Source organism: Phenylobacterium koreense (assembly GCF_040545335.1).
GTDB lineage: Bacteria > Pseudomonadota > Alphaproteobacteria > Caulobacterales > Caulobacteraceae > Phenylobacterium > Phenylobacterium koreense.
The window spans coordinates 1-26,894 of the sequence record NZ_JBEPLU010000001.1 but is presented as its reverse complement, the minus strand read 5'-3'; the positions used below and the strand labels follow the sequence as shown (position 1 = coordinate 26,894).

Below are 26,894 nucleotides of genomic sequence, written 5' to 3'. Positions count from 1 at the left end.
CCTCGATGCCAGCCGACAAGCCCCTATCGTTTCAGGGCCTTATCCTGAAATTGCACGACTATTGGAGCCGCCAGGGCTGCGTGATTCTGCAGCCTCATGACGTCGAGGTGGGGGCAGGGACCCTGCATCCGGCCACGGTCCTGCGCGCGCTAGGCCCCAAGCCGTGGCGGGCGGCCTATGTCCAGCCCTCGCGCCGGCCGGCCGACGGCCGCTATGGCGAGAACCCCAACCGGCTGCAGCACTACTATCAGTACCAGGTGATCCTGAAGCCGAACCCCGACAACCTGCAGGAGCTCTATCTCGGTTCACTGGAGGCGATCGGCCTCGATACGCGCCTGCACGACATCCGCTTCGTCGAGGATGACTGGGAAAACCCCACGGTCGGCGCCTGGGGCCTGGGCTGGGAGGTCTGGTGCGACGGGATGGAAGTCACCCAGTACACCTACTTCCAGCAGGTGGGCGGCCTGGACGTCTTTCCGGTCGCGGGCGAACTGACCTACGGCCTCGAGCGCCTGGCCATGTACCTGCAGAACGTCGACCATTTCACGCAGCTCGCCTTCAACGATCCGGACGGCCCGCTGCCCATGACCTATGGCGACGTCTTTCTGGAGAACGAGCGCCAGCAGTCGGAAGCCAACTTCCACCTCTATGACGTCGAGACCCTGAAGCGTCAGTTCGAGGACATGGAGCGCCAGGTGCCGCGCATCCTGGAAGGCCGCGGGCCCCAGGGCCAGCGCACCGTTCTGCCGGCCTACGACCACGTGCTGAAGGCCAGCCACCTCTTCAACCTGATGGACGCCCGCGGCGCGATCGCCGTCGCCGAGCGCCAGAGCTATATCGGCCGCATCCGCGACCTGACCAGGATGTGCGCCGAAGCCTGGGTTGAAAATGAAGGAGGGAACGCTTGAAGCGCACCGTCCTCGCGGCCGTCGTCGCTCTCGCAGCGATGACTGCCCCCCTGGTGTCCGCGTGCGCGCGCGAGCCGGAGGAACAACTGATCTACACCGAGGATGACGATGCCGAGGTGCTCGCGGCTACGGCCGAGGCCCGGAAGACGCTGCCGATCTTCTGGGCGAAGTTTGAAGCGAAGCCGGCTGGCTACGACCACTTCGCCGTCAAGGTAGGGCTCAAGACCAGCGCCGGGAATGAGGAGCACATCTGGATGGACGGCCTTGGTCGCGCAAACGGCAAGGTCACGGGCAAGCTCGCTAATGAGCCATACGACCTGCCCGGGCTGAAGGAGGGCTCCCTGGTCGAGGTCGATGAGGCGGCGGTCTCCGACTGGCAGTATTCGAAGGGCGGAAAGCTCTACGGCCACTTCACGACGCGAGCGCTGAGCGCGCGCGCCAATGCGGCTCAACGCGCGCAGGCGGCGGAGCTGTTCTCGCCGCAACCGCTTGAGGCCGGAACCAACTGATGCCCCAGCTCCTGATTGAACTGTTCTCCGAAGAGATTCCCGCGCGCATGCAGGCCCAGGCCGCGCGCGACCTCGACCGCATGGTCCGCGAGCGCCTGGCCGAGCAGGGCCTGCTGCCGGAAGGGATCAAGACCTTCGCCGGCCCGCGCCGCCTGACCTTGGTGGCCGAGGGTCTGCCGGCCGCGCAGGGCGACCGTCATGAGGACCGCAAGGGCCCGCGCGTCGGCGCGCCGGACGCGGCCATCGAGGGCTTCTTGCGCTCCACCGGCCTCACCCGCGACCAACTGGTCGAGAAGGACGGCGTCTGGTTCGCGCACATCCACCGCAAGGGGCGGCCGACCACCGAGATCCTGACCGAGATCCTCGACCAGGTGATCCGGAGCTTCCCCTGGCCCAAGTCCATGACCTGGGGCCGCGGCACGCTGCGCTGGGTCCGGCCGCTGAAGCGCATCGTCTTCCTGTTCGACGGCGAGGTCGTGCCCTTCAACATCGACGGCATCGAGTCCGGCGACGTCACTGAGGGCCACCGCTTCATGGGATCGGGCAAGTCCTTCAAGGTGAAGGATTTCGACACCTACCGCGACAAGCTGGCCGCCCACTTCGTGATCCTCGACCCCGAGGAGCGCAAGGACCGGATCATCGACGGCGCTCGCACCCTGTGCTTTGCGCGCAACCTCGAGCTCGTGGACGATGACGGCCTGCTGGACGAGGTTTCGGGCCTCGCCGAATGGCCGACCCCGGTCATGGGCGACATGGACCCGGCCTTCCTCGATCTGCCGGCCGAGGTGATCCGCACCTCCATGCGCACGCACCAGAAGTATTTCGCCGTGCGCAGCCCCGACGGCGACAAGCTCGCCCCGCACTTCATCACCGTGGCCAATATCGAAGCGGCCGACGGCGGTAAGGAGATCGCCCGCGGCAACGGCAAGGTGCTCTCGGCTCGCCTCAACGACGCCCGCTTCTTCTGGGATGAGGATCGCAAGGTCACCCTGGAGGAACGGCTGGCCAAGCTCACCGGCGTGACCTTCCACGCCAAGCTGGGCACCCTGGCCGAGCGCGTCGAGCGCCTGGAACTGCTGGCCAAGGCTATCGCGCCCCGCGTCGGCGCCGACGTCGCCAAGGCGGTCCTGGCCGCGCGCCTCTGCAAGGCCGACCTCGCCACCGGCATGGTGGGCGAGTTCCCCGAGTTGCAAGGCCTGATGGGCGGCTACTACGCTCGCGAGGAAAAGATCAGCCCGGTCGTCGCGGACGCCATCCGCGACCACTACCGTCCGGTCGGCGCGAACGACGAGGCGCCGGACACCCCGGTCACCATGGCCGTCGCCATCGCCGAGAAGCTCGACACGCTGGTCGCCTTCTTCGCCATCGACGAAAAGCCGACCGGTTCGCGCGATCCCTATGCCCTGCGCCGCGCGGCGCTGGGCATCATCCGCATCCTGCTCGGCTCGGAGTCCCGCGCCCCGGTGCGCGAGCTTGTCGCGGATTGGTACAAGTCCCTTCGCTGCTACGTCGATCCGGGTCGCGCGCTCTATGTCTCGACCCGCCGGACGACCGGCTATCTCGGGCCGCGGTACCGTTCGCCCTCCGACGTCTTCCAGACCTATGTCGAGGAATTCGAGGACGCCCTGCTGGAGGGCCGGCCCTACGTCGTCTCCACGGTCGAGGACTTCGACATCCGCTTCGACCGCTCCGCCACCGCCGGCGAATCGCCCGAAGGCGAGGTGCAGTACGAGTTCCGGCCCTATTCGGTGGTCGCCGACGAGGTCATGGCCTTCCTGGCCGACCGTCTGAAGGTCGCCCTACGCGACCAGGGCAAGCGACATGACCTGGTCGATGCGGTCTTCGCCCTCGGCGACGACGACCTGGTCCGCATCGTCGCGCGCGTCGAGGCGCTCGACGGTTTCCTGACCGGCGCGGACGGCCAGAACCTGCTGGCCGGCTACAAGCGCGCCGGCAACATCCTCAAGGCCGAGGAGAAGAAGGGCGAGCTGCCCGCGGGCCCTGCCGTGGCGATGCCAGGCGCGCCGGCGGAGGAGGGTGCGCTGATCGGGGCGCTCGAACAGGCTACGCCGAACGTGGTTCAAGCTTTGCAAGGTGAGGATTTTGCAGGCGCCATGCGTGCCCTTTCGGCGCTGCGTGGCCCTGTAGATGCCTTCTTCGAGGCGGTATTAGTGAATTCGGATAACGCGGCGGAACGCGAAAACCGTCTGCGTCTTCTGGTGCAGGTTCGCGACCTGATGGAACGCGTTGCGGACTTCTCACAAGTGACGGGCTAAGGAGACTTAAGGAATGTCGACCGATACGCTGACCAAGTCGCGCTGGGTCTATTCCTTCGGCGGTGGCGGAGCTGATGGCGACGCATCGATGAAGAACCTGCTGGGTGGCAAGGGCGCCAACCTGGCCGAGATGTCGTCCCTGGGCCTGCCGGTCCCGCCGGGCTTCACCATCACGACCGAGGCCTGCACCCATTACTATTCCAACGACAAGCAGTACCCGGCCGAGCTGAAGGAACAGGTCGCCGTCGGGCTCGCCACGGTCGAGAAGCTCACCGGCAAGACCTTCGGCGACACCGCCAACCCGCTGCTGGTCTCGGTGCGCTCGGGCGCCCGCGCCTCGATGCCGGGAATGATGGATACCGTCCTCAACCTCGGCCTCAACGACGCCACGGTCGAAGGCCTCGCCAAGCTCTCCGGCGACCGTCGCTTCGCCTTCGACAGCTACCGTCGCTTCATCCAGATGTACTCGAATGTGGTGCTCGACCTCGACCATCACATGTTCGAGGAAATCCTCGACGAGCATAAGGAGCGCCTGGACGTCACGGTTGACACCGCGCTCACCGCCGAGGACTGGGAAAAGGTCGTCGCCGACTACAAGGCCGCCGTCCAGCAGGAGCTGGGCCAGGCCTTCCCGCAGGACCCGCACGCCCAGCTCTGGGGCGCCGTCGGCGCCGTGTTCGCGAGCTGGATGAACGACAGGGCCAAGTTCTACCGCCGCATGCACGACATCCCGGAAAGCTGGGGCACTGCGGTGAACGTCCAGTCCATGGTGTTCGGCAACATGGGTGACTCGTCGGCCACCGGCGTGGCCTTCACCCGCAACCCGTCCACCGGCGAAGCCCGCCTCTATGGCGAGTTCCTGATCAACGCCCAGGGCGAGGACGTCGTCGCCGGCATCCGCACCCCGCAGGCCCTGACCAAGATCGCTCGTGAGGAAATGGGCGAGAAGGCCCCTTCCATGGAAGAGGCGCTGCCGGAGGTCTTCACCCAGTTCAAGGCCGTCGTCGATAAGCTCGAGAAGCACTATCGCGACATGCAGGACATCGAGTTCACGGTCGAGCAGGGCCGGCTCTACATGCTCCAGACCCGCAACGGGAAGCGCACCGCCAAGGCCGCGCTGAAGGTTGCGGTGGATCTCGCCAGCGAAGGCCTGATCACCAAGGAAGAAGCGGTGATGCGGGTCGAACCGGCCAGCCTCGACCAGCTCCTGCACCCGACCATCGACCCGGCCAGCCCCCGCGATGTCATCACCACTGGCCTCCCGGCTTCTCCCGGCGCGGCCACCGGCAAGATCGTCTTCTCCTCCGACGAGGCCGAGCGCCTCGGTTCGTCGGGCGAGGCCGTGATCCTGGTGCGCGACGAAACCAGCCCTGAGGACATCCACGGCATGCACGCGGCTCGCGGCATCGTCACCGCCCGCGGCGGCATGACCAGCCACGCCGCCGTGGTCGCCCGCGGCATGGGCCGTCCCTGCGTCTCCGGCGCCGGCGAGCTGCAGATCGACGGCAAGGCCGGCGAACTCCGCGTCCGCGGCCGCACCTTCAAGGCCGGCGAGATCATCACCATCGACGGTTCCAAGGGCGAAATCCTCGCCGGCACGGTCAAGATGATCGAGCCGGAGCTGACCGGCGACTTCGCGACCCTGATGGAATGGGCCGACAAAACCCGTCGCCTGAAGGTCCGCGCCAACGCCGAAACCCCGCTCGACGCGCGCACCGCCCGTCAGTTCGGCGCCGAAGGCATCGGCCTTTGCCGTACCGAGCACATGTTCTTCGACGAGGACCGCATCGCCGCCGTGCGCGAGATGATCCTCGCCGACGACGAGGCGGGCCGCCGCGCGGCTCTGGCCAAGATCCTTCCGATGCAGCGCAACGACTTCGTCGAGCTGTTCACGATCATGGAAGGCCTGCCGGTCACCATCCGCCTGCTCGACCCGCCGCTGCACGAGTTCCTGCCCCATACCGAGGCGGACCTCCAGGCCGTGGCCGAGGCCACCGGCCTCGACGCCGCCAAGCTGATGCGCCGGGCCAAGGAACTGCACGAGACCAACCCCATGCTCGGCCATCGCGGCTGCCGCCTGGGCGTCTCCTACCCCGAAATCTACGAGATGCAGGTCCGGGCCATCTTCGAGGCGGCCTGCGAGATCGCCGAAAGCGGCAAGACCGCGCCGATCCCGGAGATCATGCACCCGCTCGTCGCCAAGGGCGAAGAGATGCGGTTCCTGCGCCAGCTCACCGACAAGACCGCCCAGGCGGTCCTGAAGGAACGCGGCCGCACCATCGACTACCAGGTCGGCACCATGGTCGAGCTGCCGCGCGCCGCCATCCGGGCAGGTGACCTGGCCGAGAACGCCGAGTTCTTCTCCTTCGGCACCAACGACCTGACGCAGACGACCTTCGGCATCAGCCGTGACGACTCTGGCCGGTTCCTGGGCGCCTATCTGGAAAAGGGCATCTTCGAAAAGGACCCCTTCGTCAGCCTCGACCAGGACGGCGTGGGCGACCTGATCCGCATCGCCGCCGAGCGCGGCCGTGCGGTGCGTCCGAACGTCAAGCTCGGCATCTGCGGCGAGCACGGCGGTGACCCGGCCTCGATCGAGTTCTGCGAACGCGTCGGCCTCGACTATGTGAGCTGCTCGCCCTTCCGCGTCCCGATCGCCCGCCTCGCCGCCGCCCAGGCGGCCGTCGGCGGGATGGAAAAGGACCGCTAGGTTCTTCACGAAGATCAGGCCCCGCTCAGGCGGGGCCTTTTTCTTTTTCCTTCTCCCTCGTGAGAGAAGGAAAATTCACGTGACCACGTCCTCCCGCGCTCGCTCGACCGCCGGCTTCGAGGTGAGCGAGCATCCGGCGCTGGCCGTCACCATCAGCACGACAGCCAGCCATTGGGCGGCGGTCAGCCGCTCGCCGAGGATCAGGAAGCCGACCACCGCCGCGATCGCCGGCGCGCTGCTGGTGACGACGCCGAACACCCGGCTGCTCAATCGCTCGAGGGCCTTCATCTCCATGAGGTAGGGCAGGGCGCTCGACAGCACCGCGACCACGGCGCCCAGCATCAGGACATGCCCGGTCAGCAGCTCCCGGCCCGCGGCCGTCACGCCGAAGGGCAGGGTGATCAGGCAGGCCGCGGTCATGCCCAGGGCGACCGCCGTCCTGCTCTCGACCTGCGAGGCGCGCTTGCCGAACAGGATGTAGAGCGCCCAGCAAGCCGCCGCGGCGACGGCGAAGCAGATGCCGATAGGATCGAGCGCCGCGCCGGCGCCGGGCCAGGGAACGAGCAGGGCCAGGCCTGCGACGGCCAGCGCCAGCCACAGGAAATCCCTGGCCGAGCGGGAGGTGGCCAGGACGACGGCCAGCGGGCCGCAGATCTCGATCGCCACCGCAATGCCGATCGGGATGCGCTCGAACGCCCAGTAGATCAGGAGGTTCATGCTGCCCAGGGTCAGTCCGTAGGCGAGCAGCCACGGCGCCTGGACACGCGTGACCCTGAAGGTCCAGGGCTTGGCGAAGCTGAGCAGCAGCAGGGCGGCGATGCTGGTCCGAAGCGCGGCCACGCCTTCCGGCCCTATGCGCGCAAACAGGCCCTTGCCGAGCGCTGCGCCGATGTTGATCGAGATCTGCGCCGCCAGGATGGCGAGGCTGGCCGTCGCGGCGGTTCGGTTGAGCATGGCCGTGAGATGCCGGACTTTCCTTGTCGGCACAATCGCGCGGCCAATCCCAGGTGCTTGCGCGCCGCCCATTGAGTTGGCCGGAGCCGCCGATTAAGTGGGCCGGGCAAGCAGCGTTTGAGTGCCATGTCCCATCCCCTTGATCGCCCCGCCTGGTCCGCTCTCACTGGCCGGCAGTCGGTTTTCGCCGTCGCGCAGGGGGCTGCAAGGCGGTTCTCGCCTGAATACGGGCTGTTCGCCGCGGCTCCGGACGATGAGGCCGAGAGCCTGGCCGACCTGGCCGCGCTGGTGGCCGCTCATGGCGATGTCGGCCTGGTCGAGGTCGAACCTCCGCCGCCCATTCCCGGCCTGGCGGTCCGCAGCACCGCCCTCTGCTGGCAGATGGTGGCGCCCGAACCGAACGCGGTCGGCGAGCCGGCCTTCGCCTTTGAGGAACTGACCGACGCCGACGCGCCGCAGATGCTCGCCCTGGCGACCTTGACCGCCCCGGGTCCGTTCTTTTCGCACACCCACAAGCTCGGTCGGTTCGTGGGCGTGAAGCAGGACGGCCAGCTCATCGCCATGGCCGGCGAGCGGATGCGTTTGCCGGGGCATACCGAGGTCAGCGGGGTCTGCACCCATCCCGACTATCGTGGACGGGGCTACGCCGCCGGCCTGATGCTGCATGTCGCCGCCCGGATCCGGGAGCGGGGCGAGATTCCGTTCCTGCACTCCTACGCCCACAACACCGGCGCCAATGCGCTCTATCAGGCGCTGGGTTTCGATTGCCGCCGCGAAGTGGTGCTGACCATCCTGACGCGCAGCTAGCGGCGCGAACGCGGCCGGGCTAGGCTCGGGGCGATATTCACGGAGACAGAGACATGGCGTTGCAGATGCGGACTCGTCGGGAGCCGGTGACCCTCGTGGAAGCCCCTTCGCGCCGGCCGCGGGCCCATCAGACCGTGTTCGTCGCCCCGCGCGCGACGCCGGCCGGAGCCGTCGGCCTGGGGGCCATGGGCAGCGTCGCGCTGGGGGCCATCGCCTTCGGGGCGTTCGCGGTCGGGGTGTTGGCCATCGGCAAGCTCGCCATCGGCCGTGTGGCCGTGGGCAAGGCCAGGATCAAGCGCCTGGAGATCGACGAGCTGACCGTGCGTCGTCTCACCGTCCTCGACGAGGGAGAGCCTCGTCGATAGGCTCCGCGCAAACGCCGCCGTGGGCGGCAATTCCGGAGTTCCATCACACACATGCGTAGGATCATCGCGCCGCTGGTCGCGGCTCTTTGCCTGCCCACCGCCGTCATGGCGGCCACGCCCATGCCCGACGAGGGCCTGGCCCGCATCCAGATGCAGGTCGAGACGGACTTCCTGAGCCCCGAGGAGCGTCAGGTCGTCAATCTGCTGATCAAGGCCGCCGACGAGATGACGGCCATCTATCGCCGGCAGTCGGCCGGGGAGGGGCCGGGCCACGGTTTCTATCCCGCTGGCCTGACCAGGGCCGAGCTCGACGCCTATATCGCCGCCCATCCCGATCAGAAGGCCGCCCTCATGGACGGCTATACCGTGGTCAAGCGCCAGGGCGACCGCCTGGTCACCGTGCCCTACAACGTCGAGTACAAGGCCGAGTTGGACCGCGCCGCCGCCTTGCTCGACCAGGCGGCTATCGTCACCTCCAACGCCAGCCTGAAGAAATTCCTGACGCTCAGGGCTAAGGCCTTCCGCAACAACGACTATTTCGAATCCGAGATGGCCTGGATGGACCTCGAGGGCGCCCCGATCGAGGTCGCCATCGGGCCCTATGAGACCTACACCGACGAGCTCTATGGCCAGAAGACTGCCTTCGAAGCCTTTGTAACTCTTAAGGATCCTCAGGAGAGCGCGGCCCTCGATAAGTATAAAGGGTATCTGCGGGCAATGGAGGAAAACCTGCCGGTAGATGCCCGTTACAAGAACTTCCAACGCGGCGGCGCATCCCCCATCGCGGTCGCCGAACAGGTCCGCGGCGGCGGCGACAACACCGTCGGTCCCCAGACCATCGCGTTCAATCTCCCCAACGACGAGCGGGTGCGCGAGGCCAAGGGCGCCAAGAAGGTCATCCTCTCCAATGTGCTTGGCGCAAAATACGAGGAAATTCTGAAGCCTATGGGCGATCGTGTGCTCGTCGCCGACCAGGCCGCCCTGGTCAGCAAGAAGTACATGACCCTCGAAACCCTGTTCCATGAGCTGTCGCACAGCCTCGGCCCGGGCTCGATCACCGTGAACGGTCGCCCGACCACGGTCTCGGCCGAGCTCAAGGACATCGGCGGCACGGCTGAGGAAGCCAAGGCCGACGTGATGGGGGTCTATAATATCGTCTTCATGATGGAGAAGGGCGAGCTCCCGAAAGCCGAGCGTTCTCAGTTGCTTGCGACCTATGCCGCGGGGATCTTCCGCGCCGTCCGCTGGGGCGCGGGCGAGGCTCACGGCCGCGGCGCGGCGCTGCAGTACGGCTATCTGAAGTCCAAGGGCGCTCTCACCTGGGACGCGGCGGCCAAGCGCTATCGCGTCAACGACGACGCCATGCAGGCCGGCCTCACCGCCCTGGTCGCCGATCTCGTCAAGCTGCAAGGCGATGGCGACTATGCGGGGATGAATGCGTTCTTCGATCGGTACGCCAAGCTGGATCCGGAGGCCGAGAGCGTGATCGCCACCCTGAAGGACATCCCCGTCGACATCGCGCCGGTCTATCCGGACAAGATCTGAGGATGGAGAGCCAGATCGTCGCCGACCTCCGGGACCTGACCGGGTTCGAGCTTGTCCGCCTGGGCAGGACGGCCATCACGGTCGGCGGCCTGGCGGCGGCGATCTTCATCGTGGCGGCGGCGCTGCTGACCGCGCGGATCGCGTCCTCCGCCATCCGCCGGATCCGCGGTCGCGCCGCCGCCGACGCGGCTCCGTCGATCTACATCTTCGAGAAGCTGAGCACCTATGGCCTGATCATCTTCGGAGTCATCGCGGCCTTCTCGACCCTCGGTCTCGACCTTTCCTCCCTGACCCTCTTCGCCGGCGCGCTGGGCGTCGGCCTGGGCTTTGGGATGCAGGGGATCGTCAAGGAGTTCATCTCCGGCCTCGTCCTGCTGTTCGACAAGCTGATCCGCATCGGCGACTACATCGAGCTGCAGACCGGGGAGCGGGGGGTGGTGGCCGAGATCGGCCCGCGCGCCACCCGCATCCGCAACAATGACGACCTGGACGTCCTGATCCCGAACTCCCGCCTGATCGAGGCGCCGATCACCAACTGGACCCACCAGAACGGCGCGCGGCGGATGCACGTCCCCTTCCGCGTGGCCTACGGCGCCGACAAGGAAAAGGTGCGCGAAGCGGTGCTGCGGGCGGCCCATGCGGTGCCGTTCACCATGAAGGACAGTTCGACCCGCAAGACCCAGGTCTGGCTGGTCGGGTTCGGCGACAGCGGCCTTTCCTTCGAGCTGGTGGTGTGGCCGGCGTTGGAGGCCGTGAAGCGGCCGAACGCCACCCATGCGGCCTACACTTGGGCGATTGAGGACGCTCTGCGCACTGGCGGCTTCGAGATTCCGCTGCCCCAGCGCGAAATGCGCGTCAGGTCGGTCTTCGGCGAGGAGGAGGACGAGGCCCGCGAAACATTCGGCCTCACGGGACATCGCGCGGCGCGCGAGCCTGTGCTCGGGACCAGCACCAACGATGCAGCCGAAGACTTGGTCCGCGGGGCCGAGCAGGACGCCGCCGAGGCCGCCGCCTCGCCGCCACGTCCAAGATAGGAAGCAGCGCCATGACGACGCCCCTCGCCACGATCGGATATGAGGCCAGCACCCAGGACGAGGTGATCGGGCGGCTGAAGGCGGCCCGGGTCGAGACTGTCGTCGACGTCCGCGCCGTGTCGTCCTCCCGTCGGGCGGGATTTTCCAAGACCGTCCTGGCGGCTAGCCTCGCCGAGGCGGGGATCGGCTACGTCCACCTGCGCCAGCTCGGCACCCCGAAGGCCGGCCGGGACGCGGCTCGAAAGGGCAGGGTCGAGGAGATGCGCACGATCTTCGAGGCGCACATGACCGAGCCCGGGGCTCAACTCGAACTGAAGGCCGCCGAGGAACTGGCCGGCTCACGCAAGATCGCCCTGCTGTGTTTCGAGGCGGACCACAACGGCTGCCACCGCAAGATCCTCGCCGAGCAGATCTGCCAGCATCTGGGCTGTTCGATCGAGCATCTCTGAGGAGGCGTCATGAAGCTTTTCATGGGGATGGCGCTGGCTCTGATGCTTTCCAGCGCCGCCGCGGCGCAGCCGTCCTACGGGCCGCAGCTCGAAGGTTTCGCCTATCCGTATCCCATCCAGCGGTTTGCCTTCACGTCGCAGGGGCAGGCGCTGTCGATGGGCTATCTGGACGTCGCGCCCGCCAGGCCCAATGGACGCACCGCCGTCCTGCTGCATGGCAAGAACTTCTGCGCGGCGACCTGGGAAGCGACGATCGCGGCCCTGACCGACGCCGGCTTTCGGGTGATCGCGCCCGACCAGATCGGCTTCTGCGCGTCATCCAAGCCTCAGGGCTACCAGTTCAGCTTCGACCAGTTGGCGGCCAACACCCATGAGCTGCTGCAGGCCAGGGGCGTCGAGCGCGCTGTGGTGATCGGGCATTCCATGGGCGGAATGCTCGCCGCCCGCTACGCTCTTGCCTATCCCGCCACGGTCGAGAAACTGGTGCTGGTGAACCCCATCGGACTGGAGGATTGGCGGGCCGAGGGCGTGCCCTACGCGACGATCGACCAACTCTTCGCGGCCGAGCAGAAGACATCGTTCGACAGCATCAAGGCCTATCAGCAGCGCTTCTACTACAACGGCGCCTGGAAGCCGGAATACGACCGCTGGGCCTCCATGCTGGCCGGAATGTACGCTGGGCCGGGCGGCAAGGCGGTGGCCTGGAACCAGGCCCAGACCTCGGACATGGTCTTCACCCAGCCGGTGCTCCACGAGTTCGGGAAGATCGCCTCGCCGACGCTGTTGCTGATCGGAGGCAAGGACCGGACCGCGCCGGGCGCCAATCGCGCACCCAAGGCGGTGGCCGACCGGCTGGGCGACTATCCGGAGTTGGGGCGCCGGGCCGCCCGCGCGATACCGCAAGCCGATCTCGTGGAGCTCCCCGATCTTGGCCATTCACCACAGGTGGAAGCGCCCCGCCGCTTCCACGCAGCGCTGCTGGCGGGCCTCGGCGCGAAGGCGCGGTGAGGCGGCGCGTCAGCGCTTGCGGACGAACACCGTGCCGGCCGAATAACCCGCACCGAACGAGCAGATCAGGCCCGTTTCGCCAGCCTGTAAGTCCCCGCTAGCCTTGTGGAAGGCGATGATCGAGCCTGCCGACGAGGTGTTGGCGTAGGTGTCGAGGATAATCACATTCTCTTCGGAAGAGGGCTCGCGGCCCAGCACGCGCCGGCCGATGAGTTCGTTCATGTTGATGTTGGCCTGGTGCAGCCACAGGCGCTTCAGGCCGGTCGGGTCGATCCCGAGGTCGGTGGCGTGTTCGAGGATCATCTCCGAGACCATGGGCACGACCTCGCGGAAGACCTTCCGGCCTTCCTGTACGAACAGCTTGTCGGGCTTGCCTGCACCCTCCGGCGCCGCGCGGTTCAGGAAGCCGAAGTTGTTGCGGATATTGTTGGAGAAGACCGTCTTCAACCGCGTGCCGAGGATGTCCCAGCCGTCGGTGGCGTCTTCTTCGCGCTCGACGATCACCGCGGTCGCCACGTCGCCGAAGATGAAATGGCTGTCGCGGTCGCGGAAGTTGAGGTGGCCTGAGGTGATCTCCGGGTTGACCATCAGCACCGCCCTGGCCGAGCCAGAGGCGATGTAGTCCGCCGCCGTCTTGATGCCGAAGGTCGCCGAAGAACAGGCGACGTTCATGTCGAAGGCGAAACCGCCGATCCCCAGCGCCTGCTGCACTTCGATGGCCATGGCCGGATAGGCGCGCTGCATGTTGGAGGCGGCGCAGATGACTGCGTCGATCCGGCTCGGATCCTTGCCCCAGGTTTCGATCGCCTGGCGCGCGGCGGCCACCGCGATCTCGGCGAGGATCGAGATCTCCTCGTTGGGGCGCTCAGGCAGGACTGGCCGCATGACCTCCGGGTCGATCAGGCCGGTCTTATTCATCACGAAACGCGACTTGATGCCCGACGCCTTCTCGATGAACTCAACGGAGGAGGGCGTCAGGGCCGCGATTTCGCCCGCCTCGATGGCCTGGGCGTTGGCGGCGTTGAAGCGTTCGACATAGGTGTTGAAAGTCTCGACCAACTCGGCGTTCGAGAGGCTGTGCGGCGGGGTGAATAGCCCGGTGGCCGCGATCACGGCGTGATGCAAGACGCTGTCTCCGACGATTTTGCGGACATTGATAGCATGGCGTTCGCCGGCGTCAGCGGGGATGTGGCCCAGGCGCCACAGGCGGGAAGGGCCTCGGGATCGTCCGCGAACCGACCTTTTGCCGCCGCGTTTGGGAGCGACCAACCCATACGGCTAGGGGTGGCCACGCTTGAGTACGGAGTACGACAAGATGAATAAGAACAAGTCTCTCATCGCCGCGGGGGCGGCTGTCATCGCCGCGGCCCTGGTCCCCGCCGTCGCCAGCGCCCAATCGACGCCCATCACCGGCTATGGCTCGCTCGGCTACAGCCATCACGACATGGACGACGTCGACCTGGGCGCGATCCAGGGCCGCCTCGGCGCCCGCTTCAACCCGTATATCGGCGTCGAAGGCGAACTGGGCTTTGGCGTGAAGAAGGACGACATCAACATCGGTGGCGTGGAAGGCAAGGCGAAGCTGAAGAACACCATGGCCATCTATGGCGTGGGCTTCCTGCCTGTGATGCCGAACGCCGACCTCTACGCCCGCGTCGGCTACGGCAACACCAACGCCAAGGTCTCCGTCCCGGGCGTCGTGGCCAAGGTTGACGGCGATAGCTGGAACTACGGCGTCGGCGGCCAGTACTTCTTCGACGGCGCCAACGGCGTCCGCGCCGACTACACCCGCTACGACTACAAGGACGACGCCGGCAACGCGGATGTCTGGTCCATCGGCTATGTGCGCAAGTTCTAAGGCTTAGCGTCGAGCACAAAAGCGAAGGGCCGCCTCATCGAGGCGGCCCTTTTTCTGTGCGCTTTCGACGCCGCCTGTCTCAGGCGGCGGGCGCGTGAAGGAATCGGCCGGCGAGATCCCCGTTGCGGAGATAGATGCTGACCTCGGCCAGGGCGCCGGCGCTGGCGTAGCGATCGGCAAGGGCGCGCGCGGCCGCTTCGGCTCGGCCACCGGCTTCGAAAACGAGTTCGTTATCAAAGGCTTCGGAACGCACGATCCAGCCGTCTCCGGCAGGCGCGACATGAATCTTTAGAGCCATACGACAGCTCCTTCTTACTCTTGGGTACTCTGGGGAAGGTCAGCGCCACCCCGCTTACTAAGGGCGACACCATGGCGTGCGCGCGGGGCCATCCCATGGCGCCCGCTGGGCGAGGTCAGGCCTACATTCGGCCCCGTTTAAGGTGATATCGACACATATGCGTCGCCCGCTTGGCTCTACCTTTGATGCTTGCTGAGATAGTGGCTCATCGCGTTTTCGCCACCGCGGGAGGCGGAAAATGGGAAGAAACTTTTGCGACGACGGTGGGGCCGTCTCCCGCGGTGATGCGTCCCGGCCACAACCGCAGAATCTCGTCGGTGCGCGACGTTGCATCCCCTCGCGCAAGGAGCCGCTTGCGCCCATATGCGTCCTCTCTCCATGGACGCAGTTCTTCAAAGCCTAGCCGAGTTCATCGCCCGCCATGCCGGATGGGCGGGTCTGGTGCTGGGCGTCATCACCCTGCTGGAATCCCTGGTGCTCATCGGCGCCTTCATCCCGGCCACGGCGCTGCTGGTGATGGCCGGCGGCCTGATCGCTGCGGGCCTGCTCGATCCCTTCCAGGTGATCTTCTGGTGCGTCATGGGCGCGGTCGTCGGGGACGCCATCTCGTTCGAGCTTGGCCGCCGGCTTGGGCCGCGGGCCCTGCGTCATCCAATCTTCGCGGGCCACCGCCGGAAGGTGGCCCGCACCCGGCTGTTCAATCGTCGCTATGGGGCGGCCTCTATCTTCATCGGACGGTTCTTCGGCCCATTGCGCGCCTTCGTTCCGCTGGTCGCCGGCCTGCTGCAGATGCGGCGGCGGACGTTCCAGCTCGCCAATGCCCTTTCGGCGCTGATCTGGGTGCTGGCGATCCTTGCCCCGGGCTATTTCGCCGCCCGCGGCCTGGCCGAGCTGGAGGCGCTGGGCGAGGCCCACTGGACCACGATCGCCGCTATCACCATCGCCGGCCTGATTGTGGTGGGTTTGGTCTGCCGGGAGATCCTGCGCCGTCGGGCCCGGGCCATGGCCGAGGCGATCTCCCTCGCCGAACGGCGATCCTGACGCACCGGCGGACGCTTGACGCGCCGCTCCCGGCGGCGGAGGCTGATCGGCCCGGGAGGACTGCGAGTGTCACAATCTATCGTCATCCAGTTGGCGGCCTCGGCGGCGGCTCTGTCCGCGCTGCTGGGCGCGGCCTTTTGGGCCAAGCTGGCCAAGCCGCTGCCGCCGCTCTCCGACGACCGGGCGCGTGATCTGCTGCAGTCGGCGTTCCCCGACCGCTCGCTGGAAGATATCTGGGTGGCGGTCGACGGGCGCGGCGCCCTGGCCAAGTCGGGCGCGGCCGCGCTGGTGCTCTGCGAGGCGGGCGGCGGCTATGTGACCCGCCACATCCCCTGGGCCCAGGCCGTGGCCTCCGGCTTCCGCGATGGCGTAGTCCGCCTTGACCTCTCCGACGTCTCCATTCCCGAAGTGCGCCTGGCCTTGCAGGGCTGGCCGCCAACCCGGAAAGAGGCGGCCTGACGCCTGGTCAGACCTGAACCCACAGCGCCTCCATGCCGCGGAAGAAGGGAAGGGCGCGCCAGGTCGGCGGCTCTTCCTTGGCCAGCTTCAACGCCGGAAACCGCTCGAACAGCCGCACCAGGGCTTGCTTTGCCTCGATCCGCGCCAGCGGCGCGCCGATGCAGATGTGCGAACCCCCGCCGAAGGCGACATGCGGGGCGTGCTTGCGGGTGATGTCGAAGCGGTCGGGGTCCTCGAAGACGTCGGGGTCCCGATTGGCGGCGTGCAGCGACGTGATGATCGACTGGTGTGGCTGTATCGGACATCCGCCCACTTCGCGCGGTTCGGACATGATCCGGCTGGTGATGGCCACCGGCGACTCGTAGCGGAGGATCTCCTCCACGGCGGCGCTGGCGAGCGCCGGATCGGCTTCGAGCGCGGCCAGTTGTTCCGGATGGTTCAGGAGCAGCCAGACCCCATTGCCGATGAGGTCGGTGGTGGTGAGGTTGCCGCCGATGAGCAAGGCCGAAAGATTGACCCGCAGTTCCTCGTCGTCCAGCGGCGCGCCGTCGGCCTGCAGCTTCACCATGTCGGAGATCAGGTCGTCGGCGGGCTCGGCCCTACGGCGGGCCATGAGCTGGGTGAAGTACTCGGTCAGCTTCTCCGAGCCCCAGGTCATGCGCTCGGTCTCCTCCGGCGTGCGGAGCGGGTTCAGGCCCAGGATCGAGGCTTCCGACCAGGCGCGGAACTCCCGAAACCGGTCGCGTTCGACGCCGAGTATGCTCGCAATGACCAGAATCGGAATCGGAATGGCGACGTCGGCGATCAGATCGAAGGGGCGATCGTCCGGCGGCGAGTCGATCACTTCGTCGATGATCGCGGCGATCTGCGGTTTCATGGCGTTGATGCGCGCGTAGAAGGTCTTGGCCAGGGGCGTGCGCACCCTCGAATGGTCAGGCTCGTCCATCGACAGGATGCTGTTGACCCGCGGCGGGGTTTCGTCGCCGTCCATTCGGCGGAGGAGGGCGCCCTTTTCCGAGAGGCCCCAGTAGCGCCAGAGGCTGCGGTCGTTGACCGTCTCGCGCACGTCGCCATAGCGGGTCAGGAGCCAGGTCTTGGCCGGCTCGTCCCGCATCACCGGGCATTGTTCGCGAAGCTCCTTGAGGCGTGCGTGCGGATCGACCCTGGCGACCGGATCGAACGCCGAGGTTTCCACGATGCTCCACGGTCCAGCCATGAGCATTCCTCCCCATTTTCTATCTTTGGGAGAAATGTGGCCCCTTTTCCCGCCAGTTCAAAGGGTGGAAGCGCTATTCCCGCAGCAAGGGCAGGGCCAGGCCCAGGGCAGGTCGGGCGCTCAGCGCCTCGCGCCGGAACCGGAAAAGCTCGGCGGGGCGACCCCCTGTTTCGGAATCCAGACGTCCCAGGCCCTCGACGAGGTCGGCGCGCTCGAGTGCGCGCCGGAAGTTCTGCTTGTGCAGCGCCACCCCGGCGATGGCTTCCACCGTCCGCTGGAGCGCCGAAAGGGTGAAGGCGTCCGGCATCAGCTCGAACACCACCGGCCGGTACTTCAGCTTGCCCCGCAGGCGCGAAAGCGCGGTCGCCAGAATGCGGCGGTGATCCGAGATCATCGGCTCCCCGAGCGCCGCAGCCAGCGCTCCTGCAGGCGCGCAATAGCCCTCGCCACGGTCGCGGGCGGCCTCTGGCGCAAGGCCGGCCTCATAGAGCAGCTCGTAGCGTTCCAGCACCCGCTCCTCGTTCCAGGTCGTATCGTCCAGGGCGAAGAGCAGGCGGGCGCGACTGAGCCGCTCGGGATGGCTGGACGCCCAGCGGCGCAGCGCTGGCTCGATTTCGTCGAGGGCGGCCGGCCGGCCCTGCCGCCAGTCCTCGTAGGGGAAGAAACGCGACCAGGCGCCCCATCCGGTGTCCGGCGCGGTCGTGTCGACCGGCGAAGGAGTGAGGGCGAGATAGCCGACCGAGATCACCCGCTCGCCGCCAGACCCATCGCCCATGGCCGCAAGCGGCGCGTCGCGCCCCTTGTCGCCGAAGGTGTAGAGCTGCTCGACATAACCAAGGTCGAACCGCGTCTGGGCTGTCACGAAGGCGCGAAGGGCGAGCTCGAAGGTGCGGTCTCCATCCGGGTCGAACGGCCCGAACGGCAGGCTCGCCAACTGGCCGGCGGGGCGGACGGTCAGGACCACCGCATCGCCGTCGCGAACCGCGACCACCACCGCCGACAGCCCGATGACGACGGTCGTCGCGGCCATCAGTAGCTGGCCGCCAGGTCGAACGGAGCGCCGACCCCGGAATACTCGTAGTCGCCCATGGCCTCGACGGCGTCGACCATCCTGCCGCGGCGGCCGAGCACGTCGTCGGCGATCGCGACGATGCGGCGGTTCGGATAGGCGTGCTTGGCGGCCCGGCGCATGCCCATGGCGATGGTCATCTCGTCGGCGTGCGGATTGCGGTCGCAGGCCAGGACGAAGGCGCTGGCGCTCGATCGGCTGATGCCCGCCCAGCAATGGACGATCATCGGGGCGCTGGCGTCCCAGCCGCGGCCGAAGGCGATGAGGCGCTCGACCATCGCCTCGCTGGGCAGGACTAGGCCGTCGGTCGGCTCGGCGATGTCGTTCACCGATATGCGCAGGTGGCGGTCGGCGGCGAAGTTCCTGGGCGTTTCGATCATGCTGGCGGCGTCCAGCAGGGTGATCATGTGCGATGGCGCACGCGAGGCGATCAGCGCAGGTACCTCGGCCAAGCCGCAGACGATAAGGGTCATGGTGCTACTCAGTGTCGAAAGCCGCGTCGGACGACGTCGCGGCGAATCCCGCAGCCTCCGAGAGAACATTGTACCGCTGAATGTAACGAGATTGCGCCTGCGCCGGCGAAAGAGGCTCGATCGACAGCGCATAGCCGGCCGGCGGCTGGCCGAAGAACTCCAGCGCCTCGGTGTGGTTGAAGCCGGCCAATTGGGTGGCCTCGAAGAAGGCGCAGGCCCGGTCGGCCTGCTTGATCAGCTTCTTGATGTTGGCCGGCGTCTTGGCGGGAATCCCGAAGCGGATGTGGATGGCCGTCTCCAGCCGCTCTTCGAACTTCTTGTAGTCGAAGCCGAGCGCCGTCTTGAACGGGCTGATCATGTCGCCGATCACGTATTCGGACGCATCGTGCAGCAGCGCGGCCAACCGCCATTTCGGTCCCAGGTCGGGGCGGATGTGGGCGCATATCTCCTCGACCACGATCGAGTGCTGGGCCACCGAGAAGGCGTGCTCGCCGACCGTCTGGCCGTTCCAGCGCGCCACGCGCGCCAGGCCATGGGCGATGTCCTCGATCTCGATATCCATCGGCGAGGGGTCGAGCAGATCCAACCTGCGGCCCGACAGCATCCGCTGCCATGCTCGCGGTTCCTTGCGCGCTGAACGCAGCCCTTTTGTCACCGATGCGTTCCCTTCACAGCCAAGGTCGTGAACTGTACCAGGACTTGCCAAAGATCAATGCGCGGCATGCGTCTCGGGCTCCAGGTTTGGCTTGGCTTGAGAAAGGACGGGCTATGAGTTGGGCTAGGATCATGGCGCCTCTGAGCGGCAGTGATAGCGATGCGACGGTGCTCGCCGCCGCGGCCAAGCTGGCCGAGCCGTTCGGGGCCGAACTGGCCGGTGTCTACACGCCGGCCGACGTCGCCGATGTCATGCCATGGATGGGCGAAGGCTTCCTGGGCGGCGTCCAGACCACGGCGCTGGAATCCCTGAAGGAAGCGGCCGCCGCCGGTGAGCGCAAGGCCAGCGCCGCCATGCAGGCGGTTCGCTACCACAAGGGGCAGTTCATTTCCTTGCAGAGTCCGGTATGGGCCGGTCTGTCCGCGGAGAGCCGCCTCTCGGACGTGATCGTCTTCGGTCACGATTCCGCGCGTGGACGCGGGCCCCTCGCCGAGGCCTTCCAGCAGATGGTCGCCGACGAGCAGCGGCCAGTGGTGGTGGTCCGCGAGGGCTTCGTGGTCGGCGGCCCCGTCGCGGTCGCCTGGGACGGCGGCAAGGAGGCCTCGCGCGCTGCGCGCTTGGCCATGCCGCTGCTCGAAAAGGCGTCGCGCGTGGTCATCCTGGCCGCCCCCAAGGCTACGTCCCGGAGCTTCGATCCGCACCGGTTGCAGGCCTACTACGCGGCTCGCGGCGTGCGGGCGGAGGTCGACATTCTGCCCGACAGCGGGGACGCCGCGCCGCTTCTGCTCTACGCGGCCAGCAAGGCCGGCGCGGGCATTCTCGTCGCCGGCGCTTTCGGCCACCCGCGGCTGCAGGAGTTTATTTTTGGGGGCACGACGCGGACATTCCTGTCGGCCGAGCAGCCTTCACTATTTCTTTCCCACTGAGCTCTGGAGATGCAGGTCATGAACCTATCGCGCGTCGTCATGCGGCTTGCCCGCAATCCGGGAACCGAGTTTTCCGGCGGTGATGATCGCCGGGGCTATGCTCTGACCGCGCCTCTGACTCCGGATGGGATGCTGGACGCGGAAGCCTACGCCAAGGCGCGGAGCGAGTGCGTTGTCCGTCGTTTTGCGCCGGACGAGGACGCGGCCGATGGCCGCCTGGCCCGGCGGGGCAATCGCTGGTTCTTCGACTATGACGACGGGGACACTGCCGACGACGAACCAGTCCACCGCCTGGGCGAGCATCGCTTCGCGGTCGGCGAGTACGTCACCGTGACCGACGAGGATGGCCGGCCCCTGACCTACAAGGTCGTCGAGGTGCAGCCGCAGGATTAGACGCCGCCGTTGCGGCGCACGAGCTCCTGAACGTCGTGGTAGATCTTGTCGCCGGACTCGGCATCGACCTTGGAGCGGACCTTGGCCACGGTCAGGGGGCCGCTCCGGGGACCGCCGGCCTCGTAGCCGACATAGCGATAGTCGGCCGGCAGGTCGTCGCCGGTATAGATGAAGGTCGCCCGCAGGCCGCGTTTCTCGCGCGACAGGGCTTCGCCGCGCATGCGGACGTTGCGGTAAATGTTGACCGTGGTGTCGTCGCTGTCGGAGTCGACCTTAAGCGGGCCGATCTGGACCTGGCCGCCATCGCCGGATTCCGAGATATGCACGCCGGGCAGGTCGATGCGGCCGCCGCCATCCTTGTCCCCACCTGATATCGAGACCTTGGCGCCGGCGTCGCGGATGGCTTCGTCGCGGATCCGCGCGGCTTCGGCCGAGATCGCGGCGACGTCGGCCTTCGCCCTGGCGGCTTCGGCGATCATGGCGTTGACTTCCGAGGCGTTCGCCGCGCCGTCGCCGGGCGTGGCGCGCAGTTCGGTTTCGATCTTGGCGAGGGTGGCCTCGGGACCGCCGACCACCGGGATCAGCTCCAGGTTCACCTGGGCGCCGTCCGACGAGCGATAGGCGCAGGTCTTGCCGTCGTCGGAGATGCTGACGCGGGAGAGTTCGCCCTGCTTGGACGGGCAGTCGAGCTTGGTGGTTGCGTAGGACGGCTGGGTGCATCCCGTCAGCAGCAAGCCGGTCGCCGCAATCGCAAGGGTCGTTCTCATACGAATACGCTCCGATCTGTTCACGAGGAACGTGATCGGAGCGCTTCGGAACGTCGAGTGAATTCGCCGTAAGCCTATTGCTGGCCGGGCCGCGAACCCGCGCCCTCGCGGCGGGCGAGGAAGGCGAGGCGCTCGAACAGGTGCACGTCCTGCTCGTTCTTCAGCAGGGCGCCGTGCAGCGGCGGGATCAGCTTGGTCGGGTCCTTCTCGGCCAGGGCCGCGGCGTCGATGTCCTCGACCATCAGCAGCTTCAGCCAGTCCAGCAGTTCGGAGGTCGACGGCTTCTTCTTCAGGCCAGGCACCTTGCGCATGTCGTAGAAGATGCGCAGCGCCTCGGCGACCAGCTTCTGCTTGATGCCCGGATAGTGAACCTCGACGATCTCGTTCATCGTGTCGGCGTCGGGGAAGCGGATGTAGTGGAAGAAGCAGCGACGCAGGAAAGCGTCCGGCAGTTCCTTCTCGTTGTTCGAGGTGATGATCACGATCGGGCGGACGGCCGCCTTGATCGTCTCGTTGGTCTCATAGACGTAGAATTCCATCCGATCGAGCTCCTGCAGGAGATCGTTCGGGAATTCGATGTCCGCCTTGTCGATTTCGTCGATCAGCAGGATCGGGCGCTTGTCGGAGGAGAAGGCCTCCCACAGCTTGCCCTTCTTGATGTAGTTGCGGACGTCCTTGACCCGCTCGTCGCCGAGCTGGCTGTCGCGCAGGCGGGTGACGGCGTCGTACTCGTAAAGACCCTGCTGAGCCTTGGTGGTCGACTTGATGTGCCAGGTGATCAGTTCGGCGTCGAGGGCCTTGGCGATCTCGTAGGCCAGGACCGTCTTGCCGGTGCCCGGCTCGCCCTTGATCAGCAGGGGCCGTTCCAGCGCGACCGCGGCGTTGACAGCGACCTTCAGGTCTTCTGTGGCGACGTAATTGTCGGTGCCTTCAAAACGCTGGCTCATTCGTGCTCCCTGGGACGGGCCTGTAAATGTCGCCCGCTTTCGAACAAATGTTTCAACCTGGGGCCAAACTAAAGCGCCAGTCGGGACATTCAAGCCGATTGCGCACCAATCATCCGTCTTTGTCGTAATTCGAGGCAGTCTTCAGCGGCGGCCCGGACGGGTGGCCGAAACGGGATCTGACGCCGGAAAGGTGTCTTCCAGGCCGATTTCGAGGGCTTTCTCCGCCTTCTTGTCCTTTTCTTGCTGCGAAGGCGCGCTGGCATAGCCCATGCGCTCCAAGTCCTCGTCGCTCACGGCCTTGGCCTGGAAGTTGGTGAAATCGTCCTCGCCGCCGCTCACAAGGTCCGCGTCGGCTACCTCGTTCAGCCCCTCGATCGAGTCCGGCTCGACCAGATCGTCGTCGAACTCGTCGCGATCCTCATCGTCTTCATCCGAGGCGGCGGCTCGATAGTGAAGCTCGTCGTCTTCTTCGAGGGCGTCGTCGAAAGCTTCTTCGTCGAATTCGTCGGCGTCCAGGGCCAGGGCTTCGTCGTCGTCGCGGTCGCCGTCGGCCCTGGTCGCGTCGAAGAGTTCGGGCAGCTCCTCGAAGGTCCGCATCTCGTTGATCTCTTCGTGATCGTCGAGCGTGGCCTCGTCAAAGGCCTCGGCGCCGTCCTGTTCGTCGTAGCCGTCGTCTTCTCTCGGGCCCGGCATGGGGAATCGCTCCTGGCTTGCGGGGCCGCAGGGGAGAGGCCCCTTCGCCGGATCAACCCGTCGCAGCCAATCGCGTTCCGTGTCCGAGGTGTTCGCCGAGCGCCTGGGCGACCTGGGCCATGACCCCGGTCCAGTCCCGCTCCTTGCCACGCGCGAAGGCCTTGACCTGACTGTACCAGGGGTAGCGGTCGGTCCCGAGCCAGGTCCAGACCCGGGGCGTGGAGATCAGCCAGGCCGGAGCCCCTGCCGCCGCGGCGATGTTGAAGGTGGCGTTGGAGACCCCGACCACCAGGTCTAGTGCGGCCGACAGGGCGGCGACTTCGTCCAGGTCGTTCTTCAGGTCGATGCCTTCGGGCTGGTAGATCTCGACCCCGAACCGCTCGCGCACGAACTCCAGGTCCGCGCTCCGGTCGCCGTACTGCAGGTTGACGAAGGTCACGCCCGGCGTGGTCAGCACCGGCGCCCAGTCCTCGAAGGGCGAGAAGTAGAGGTGGCGGGTCGAGTTGATGATCAGGCTGGTCCACAGGAGGCCGATCTTTGCGCCGGGCAGGGCCGACAGTACGCCGCGCCAGTATTCGACTCGCTCCGGGTCAGGCTTCATGAACCCCTGCGGCCGGTTGGGGAACGAGTCCACGCTGGGCCGGTATTTGCTGAGCATGTCGGCCATCGGGGCCCAGTAGTCGATCCCCGACCAATCCTTGATCGCCGGCGCGAAGCGGTGCGCCGAACCCTCCTTGGACATGGTGACATGCGCGCTGAACTCCACGTCCGGGAAGCTGCGCTGGAAGTAGCTCACCAGGCGGTCCGTGACGGCCATTGTCAGCTTGCCTTCCGGTCCCAGGTCCTCGAGCACCGTGTCCAGCACGTTGGCGAACAGGATCTCATCGCCGAGTCCCTGCTCGCCGAAGAGCATCAGGTGGCGGCCGCGGATGTCCGTTTCCGGCGTCCAGCGCTCGCTCTTCGCATAATAGTGGATCGGCTCGTTGAAGCTCGGCTCCAGTCGGGCGCCATAGTACTTCCAGCCCTGGGTCAGGTCGCCGCTGCCGAGCGACATCACCCCGACCGAGAAGCGCATCATGGTGCCGTCGAGCGGCTGCTTGGCCAGCGGAAAGGCGTTCAGGCACCGCGTGATGGCCGCCTCTTCCTGACCGATGGCGAACTGCACCCCGGAGAGGTTGTAGTGGGCCTTCGGGTCCCGTGGGTTCAGCCGCAGCGCTTCCTCATAGAAGGTCACGGCCTCGTCGAACCGGCCGGCGTCGCTCAGCACCGTGCCCAGCGTGATCCAGACCATGCCCTCGCGCGGATGCGCCAGCAGCGAGGTCTTGAGCACCTCGATCGCCTCGTCGTACCGCATCTGGGTGCGGAGCAGGGCGCCGAGATTGTTCGAGGCCTCCGGCGCGCCCGGCTTGAACGCCAGGCAATGCCGGAAGAGCGCCTCGGCCTGGGGCCACATCTCCATGCGGTAGGCCAGGCGGCCAAGGTCGTTGGCGATGGCGGGGCTTTCCGGGGAAAGCGCCAGCGCCTTCTCATAGGCTTCCAGCGCCCCGGCGCGATTGTTCAGCTTGTCCCGGGCGATCCCCATCAGGTGCCAGGCATAGAACAGCTTGGGGTCGAGGGCGGCCGCCTCCATGGCGGCCTTTTCGGCGCGGTCGAACTGGTCGGCGCCAGCGTATTTCAGGCCGCGCCGCAGATGCAGGAGGGCCGCCTTGGTCGCCTTTATATTGGTCAGTTCGGCCGAGAACCGTGCGAGACCCTCGGCCGAGGCGGCATCGCCCGCCGGTCCGGTTTCATAAATCGATTTGCGCACCAGCGCCCCCGCCGTCACTCTGCCTGGGGCGGACCTTGGGAAATCATGCTTAAGGCTCTGCTAATGGGGGTGCGAGGGCCGTCGAGCAAGGAGCGGTTAACCCCTCCGCAATAGCGTGGTCTCATCCGTACGGCGAAGCTGTGCCGGTCCTGGGCGACGCGCCTCGAATGGAGTCTGAGGAATGCCGCTGAAGCTGTCGCTGAAACCCGGAGAGAAGTTCGTTCTTAACGGGGCTGTGGTGCAGAACGGTGATCGTCGCACGACCCTGGTGCTCCAGAACAAGGCTTCGGTGCTTCGCGAAAAGGACATCATGCAGCCGGAGGAGGCGAACTCGCCGGCGCGTCGAATCTATTTCCCGATGATGATGATGTACCTCGATGACGCCTCGCCGGACCGCTATTACGACGAGTTCGCTCAGCGCCTGACCGAGTTCATGAGCGCTATCGGCAATCCCGATGTTCTTGCCGACTGCGTCGCCATTTCAAAGCACGCCATGGCCCGTGAATACTACAAGGCGCTCATGCTGTGCCGGAAGTTGATCGAATACGAAGACAAGAGGTTGGGGAATGTCGCTTCGAGCTTACCAGCAAGCGGCCACGCGGGCTGAGGCCCCTCGCGACGCCGAGTACCGGCTCTTCGGTCAGGTGACGCGGGCGCTGATCGTCGCTTCGGAAGCGCCTGCCAGCGACCTGGCGACGCGGATCGACGCGATCGACTGGAATCGGCGGCTTTGGTCGACCCTGGCTCGTGACTGCTCCGAGCCGGGCAATCAGCTTCCCGTCGAGGTGCGCGCGAGCATCATTTCGCTCAGCCTCTTCGTGGGCCGCCATTCCAGTGAGGTGATGCGCGGCGAGGACAATTTCGACACCCTCATCGAGATCAACAAGATCATGATGCAGGCCTTGGGTCAGAAGTCCGAAGCGCCCGTCGCGGCCTGACGCCCGCCAAATCCAGTTCGATCGAGCGCCGGCCTTGAGCCGGCGTTTTTTTTCGCCTTGTGGCCAAGGGTAAAAAGTGCCGGGCGGCAAAATCTGCCGATTTGATCGGCAAAATTTGCCGTGCCGAACCGGGAATCCGGGGTTTCAACGTGGTTGCGGCCGGGTAAAGAAAAATTCCCACATAAAAACAATGGGTTGCGAGGGAGCTTCGCTGGCGTGCGGTTTGCTTCGCCCGGTGTGGGCAAAACGCCTCCGGCTGTCAAAATGACGCCGGTCCCTAGAAAAAGGACCCACGTGCTATGGCGCTGAATTCCGTCAACACGAACCAAGGCGCGATGATCGCGCTGCAAAACCTCAATGCGACCAACAAGGATCTTGGCGTCGTCCAAGGCCGGATCAACACCGGCCTGAAGATCGCTACCGCCAAGGACAACGGCGCCATCTGGGCCATCGCCCAGAACCAGCGCGCCGAATCGACCTCGCTCAACGCCGTCGTCTCGTCGCTGCAACGCGGCCAGTCGGTGGCCGACGTGGCGATGTCGGCCGGCACGGCCATCTCCGACATCCTCGTTCAGATGAAGGAAAAGGTCCTGGCGGCCACTGAAGCGGGCATCAGCACCGCCTCGAAGCAGGCGCTCAGCGACGAATACACCGCCCTGCGCGACCAGATCGACACCATCGCCAACAACGCCAACTTCGACGGCGTGAACCTGATCTCGGCCTCGGCCACCAATTCCGCCAGCATCAAGGCCATCGCCAATGCTGACGCGACCGAGACCATCGACATCG

The 26,894-nt window shown here is 66.5% G+C and carries 29 protein-coding genes; 18 read left to right on the top strand and 11 right to left on the bottom strand.

Annotated elements, in window-relative coordinates; all coding sequences use genetic code 11:
- Window positions 1-5 precede the first annotated feature (5 nt).
- Genes ABID41_RS00145 through ppdK form a run of 4 tightly spaced genes read left to right on the top strand, consistent with a single transcriptional unit; the run spans window position 6 to window position 6,403 of the window.
- Window positions 6-908, top strand: coding sequence for a glycine--tRNA ligase subunit alpha (locus ABID41_RS00145; RefSeq protein ID WP_331932652.1), 903 nt, complete (start codon window positions 6-8; stop codon window positions 906-908).
- Entirely contained in the window at window positions 905-1,417 is a 513-nt protein-coding gene (locus ABID41_RS00140; protein ID WP_331932653.1) for a YegJ family protein, read from the top strand. Before ABID41_RS00145 ends, ABID41_RS00140 begins: the two co-directional genes overlap by 4 nt.
- Complete coding sequence (glyS, locus tag ABID41_RS00135; RefSeq protein ID WP_331932654.1) at window positions 1,417-3,693, top strand: glycine--tRNA ligase subunit beta; 2,277 nt, start codon at window positions 1,417-1,419, stop codon at window positions 3,691-3,693. Before ABID41_RS00140 ends, glyS begins: the two co-directional genes overlap by 1 nt.
- Window positions 3,694-3,706: 13 nt before the next feature.
- Window positions 3,707-6,403, top strand: a complete 2,697-nt coding sequence (gene ppdK / locus ABID41_RS00130) for a pyruvate, phosphate dikinase (RefSeq protein WP_331932655.1) — start codon at window positions 3,707-3,709, stop codon at window positions 6,401-6,403.
- 75 nt (window positions 6,404-6,478) lie between these two features.
- On the opposite strand, the gene ABID41_RS00125 is transcribed toward ppdK, so the two are convergent.
- Complete coding sequence (locus ABID41_RS00125; protein WP_331932656.1) at window positions 6,479-7,357, bottom strand: EamA family transporter; 879 nt, start codon at window positions 7,355-7,357, stop codon at window positions 6,479-6,481.
- A 126-nt stretch (window positions 7,358-7,483) separates the two neighbouring features.
- Here ABID41_RS00125 and ABID41_RS00120 point away from each other — a divergent pair, with 126 nt between their 5' ends.
- From ABID41_RS00120 to ABID41_RS00095, 6 genes are read left to right on the top strand one after another with little or no spacing between them, the layout of a single operon-like run.
- The gene (locus ABID41_RS00120; protein WP_331932657.1) at window positions 7,484-8,164 is read left to right on the top strand and encodes a GNAT family N-acetyltransferase; all 681 of its coding nucleotides are present in this window, start codon (window positions 7,484-7,486) and stop codon (window positions 8,162-8,164) included.
- 53 nt (window positions 8,165-8,217) lie between these two features.
- Window positions 8,218-8,529 carry a hypothetical protein gene (locus ABID41_RS00115; RefSeq protein ID WP_331932658.1) on the top strand — a complete coding sequence of 104 codons (312 nt, stop codon included), beginning with the start codon at window positions 8,218-8,220 and terminating at the stop codon, window positions 8,527-8,529.
- 51 nt (window positions 8,530-8,580) lie between these two features.
- The gene (locus ABID41_RS00110) at window positions 8,581-10,074 is read left to right on the top strand and encodes a dipeptidyl-peptidase 3 family protein (RefSeq protein ID WP_331932659.1); all 1,494 of its coding nucleotides are present in this window, start codon (window positions 8,581-8,583) and stop codon (window positions 10,072-10,074) included.
- A 2-nt stretch (window positions 10,075-10,076) separates the two neighbouring features.
- Complete coding sequence (locus ABID41_RS00105) at window positions 10,077-11,108, top strand: mechanosensitive ion channel family protein (RefSeq protein WP_331932660.1); 1,032 nt, start codon at window positions 10,077-10,079, stop codon at window positions 11,106-11,108.
- A gap of 11 nt (window positions 11,109-11,119) precedes the next feature.
- On the top strand, window positions 11,120-11,557 hold the full coding sequence (locus ABID41_RS00100) for a DUF488 domain-containing protein (protein WP_331932661.1): 438 nt from the start codon (window positions 11,120-11,122) through the stop codon (window positions 11,555-11,557).
- 9 nt (window positions 11,558-11,566) lie between these two features.
- On the top strand, window positions 11,567-12,565 hold the full coding sequence (locus ABID41_RS00095; protein WP_331932662.1) for an alpha/beta fold hydrolase: 999 nt from the start codon (window positions 11,567-11,569) through the stop codon (window positions 12,563-12,565).
- A 9-nt stretch (window positions 12,566-12,574) separates the two neighbouring features.
- Here the strand turns inward: ABID41_RS00095 and ABID41_RS00090 are convergent, their stop codons facing one another.
- Complete coding sequence (locus tag ABID41_RS00090) at window positions 12,575-13,690, bottom strand: beta-ketoacyl-ACP synthase III (RefSeq protein ID WP_331932663.1); 1,116 nt, start codon at window positions 13,688-13,690, stop codon at window positions 12,575-12,577.
- Between the two features lie 190 nt (window positions 13,691-13,880).
- On the opposite strand from ABID41_RS00090, the gene ABID41_RS00085 reads away from it, so the two are divergent.
- Entirely contained in the window at window positions 13,881-14,423 is a 543-nt protein-coding gene (locus tag ABID41_RS00085) for a porin family protein (RefSeq protein WP_331932664.1), read from the top strand.
- Window positions 14,424-14,502: 79 nt separating this feature from the next.
- Here ABID41_RS00085 and ABID41_RS00080 read toward each other — a convergent pair whose 3' ends face one another.
- Window positions 14,503-14,721, bottom strand: coding sequence for a hypothetical protein (locus ABID41_RS00080; RefSeq protein ID WP_331932665.1), 219 nt, complete (start codon window positions 14,719-14,721; stop codon window positions 14,503-14,505).
- A 378-nt stretch (window positions 14,722-15,099) separates the two neighbouring features.
- Here ABID41_RS00080 and ABID41_RS00075 point away from each other — a divergent pair, with 378 nt between their 5' ends.
- Together ABID41_RS00075 and ABID41_RS00070 are read left to right on the top strand one after the other, a co-directional pair.
- Window positions 15,100-15,762 (top strand): DedA family protein, encoded by a 663-nt coding sequence (locus ABID41_RS00075; RefSeq protein ID WP_331932666.1) that lies wholly within the window; start codon window positions 15,100-15,102, stop codon window positions 15,760-15,762.
- 66 nt (window positions 15,763-15,828) lie between these two features.
- Window positions 15,829-16,221 carry a hypothetical protein gene (locus tag ABID41_RS00070; RefSeq protein WP_354296882.1) on the top strand — a complete coding sequence of 131 codons (393 nt, stop codon included), beginning with the start codon at window positions 15,829-15,831 and terminating at the stop codon, window positions 16,219-16,221.
- A 7-nt stretch (window positions 16,222-16,228) separates the two neighbouring features.
- On the opposite strand, the gene ABID41_RS00065 is transcribed toward ABID41_RS00070, so the two are convergent.
- From ABID41_RS00065 to ABID41_RS00050, 4 genes are all read right to left on the bottom strand, one after another.
- Window positions 16,229-17,437: a cytochrome P450 gene (locus tag ABID41_RS00065; protein ID WP_331929780.1), complete on the bottom strand. Its 1,209-nt coding sequence runs from the start codon at window positions 17,435-17,437 to the stop codon at window positions 16,229-16,231.
- A 73-nt stretch (window positions 17,438-17,510) separates the two neighbouring features.
- Window positions 17,511-18,467, bottom strand: coding sequence for an NUDIX hydrolase (locus tag ABID41_RS00060; protein WP_331929782.1), 957 nt, complete (start codon window positions 18,465-18,467; stop codon window positions 17,511-17,513).
- Window positions 18,467-18,979: a tyrosine phosphatase family protein gene (locus ABID41_RS00055; protein ID WP_331929784.1), complete on the bottom strand. Its 513-nt coding sequence runs from the start codon at window positions 18,977-18,979 to the stop codon at window positions 18,467-18,469. The genes ABID41_RS00060 and ABID41_RS00055 overlap by 1 nt, the downstream gene beginning before the upstream one ends.
- 4 nt (window positions 18,980-18,983) lie before the next feature.
- A complete protein-coding gene (locus ABID41_RS00050) occupies window positions 18,984-19,634 on the bottom strand; it encodes an HD domain-containing protein (RefSeq protein WP_414695922.1) in 651 nt (216 codons plus the stop codon).
- A 113-nt stretch (window positions 19,635-19,747) separates the two neighbouring features.
- Here ABID41_RS00050 and ABID41_RS00045 point away from each other — a divergent pair, with 113 nt between their 5' ends.
- Together ABID41_RS00045 and ABID41_RS00040 are read left to right on the top strand one after the other, a co-directional pair.
- Complete coding sequence (locus ABID41_RS00045) at window positions 19,748-20,560, top strand: universal stress protein (protein WP_331929786.1); 813 nt, start codon at window positions 19,748-19,750, stop codon at window positions 20,558-20,560.
- Between the two features lie 18 nt (window positions 20,561-20,578).
- Window positions 20,579-20,953, top strand: a complete 375-nt coding sequence (locus tag ABID41_RS00040) for a hypothetical protein (RefSeq protein WP_331929788.1) — start codon at window positions 20,579-20,581, stop codon at window positions 20,951-20,953.
- Here the strand turns inward: ABID41_RS00040 and ABID41_RS00035 are convergent.
- From ABID41_RS00035 to ABID41_RS00020, 4 genes are all read right to left on the bottom strand, one after another.
- The gene (locus ABID41_RS00035) at window positions 20,950-21,720 is read right to left on the bottom strand and encodes a hypothetical protein (protein WP_331929790.1); all 771 of its coding nucleotides are present in this window, start codon (window positions 21,718-21,720) and stop codon (window positions 20,950-20,952) included. The two genes, ABID41_RS00040 and ABID41_RS00035, sit on opposite strands and share 4 nt — an antisense overlap.
- Window positions 21,721-21,794: 74 nt before the next feature.
- Window positions 21,795-22,667 carry an AAA family ATPase gene (locus ABID41_RS00030; RefSeq protein WP_331929792.1) on the bottom strand — a complete coding sequence of 291 codons (873 nt, stop codon included), beginning with the start codon at window positions 22,665-22,667 and terminating at the stop codon, window positions 21,795-21,797.
- Between the two features lie 141 nt (window positions 22,668-22,808).
- The gene (locus tag ABID41_RS00025) at window positions 22,809-23,360 is read right to left on the bottom strand and encodes a hypothetical protein (protein WP_331929794.1); all 552 of its coding nucleotides are present in this window, start codon (window positions 23,358-23,360) and stop codon (window positions 22,809-22,811) included.
- A gap of 52 nt (window positions 23,361-23,412) precedes the next feature.
- Window positions 23,413-25,167 carry a tetratricopeptide repeat protein gene (locus ABID41_RS00020; protein ID WP_331929796.1) on the bottom strand — a complete coding sequence of 585 codons (1,755 nt, stop codon included), beginning with the start codon at window positions 25,165-25,167 and terminating at the stop codon, window positions 23,413-23,415.
- A 181-nt stretch (window positions 25,168-25,348) separates the two neighbouring features.
- Between ABID41_RS00020 and flbT the strand changes: the two genes are divergently transcribed.
- The 3 genes from flbT to ABID41_RS00005 form a co-directional block, all read left to right on the top strand.
- Entirely contained in the window at window positions 25,349-25,774 is a 426-nt protein-coding gene (flbT, locus tag ABID41_RS00015; protein WP_331929798.1) for a flagellar biosynthesis repressor FlbT, read from the top strand.
- Window positions 25,734-26,105, top strand: a complete 372-nt coding sequence (gene flaF, locus ABID41_RS00010) for a flagellar biosynthesis regulator FlaF (RefSeq protein WP_331929799.1) — start codon at window positions 25,734-25,736, stop codon at window positions 26,103-26,105. Before flbT ends, flaF begins: the two co-directional genes overlap by 41 nt.
- A gap of 299 nt (window positions 26,106-26,404) precedes the next feature.
- A partial coding sequence (locus ABID41_RS00005; protein WP_354296875.1) for a flagellin occupies window positions 26,405-26,894 on the top strand: 490 nt, incomplete at its 3' end.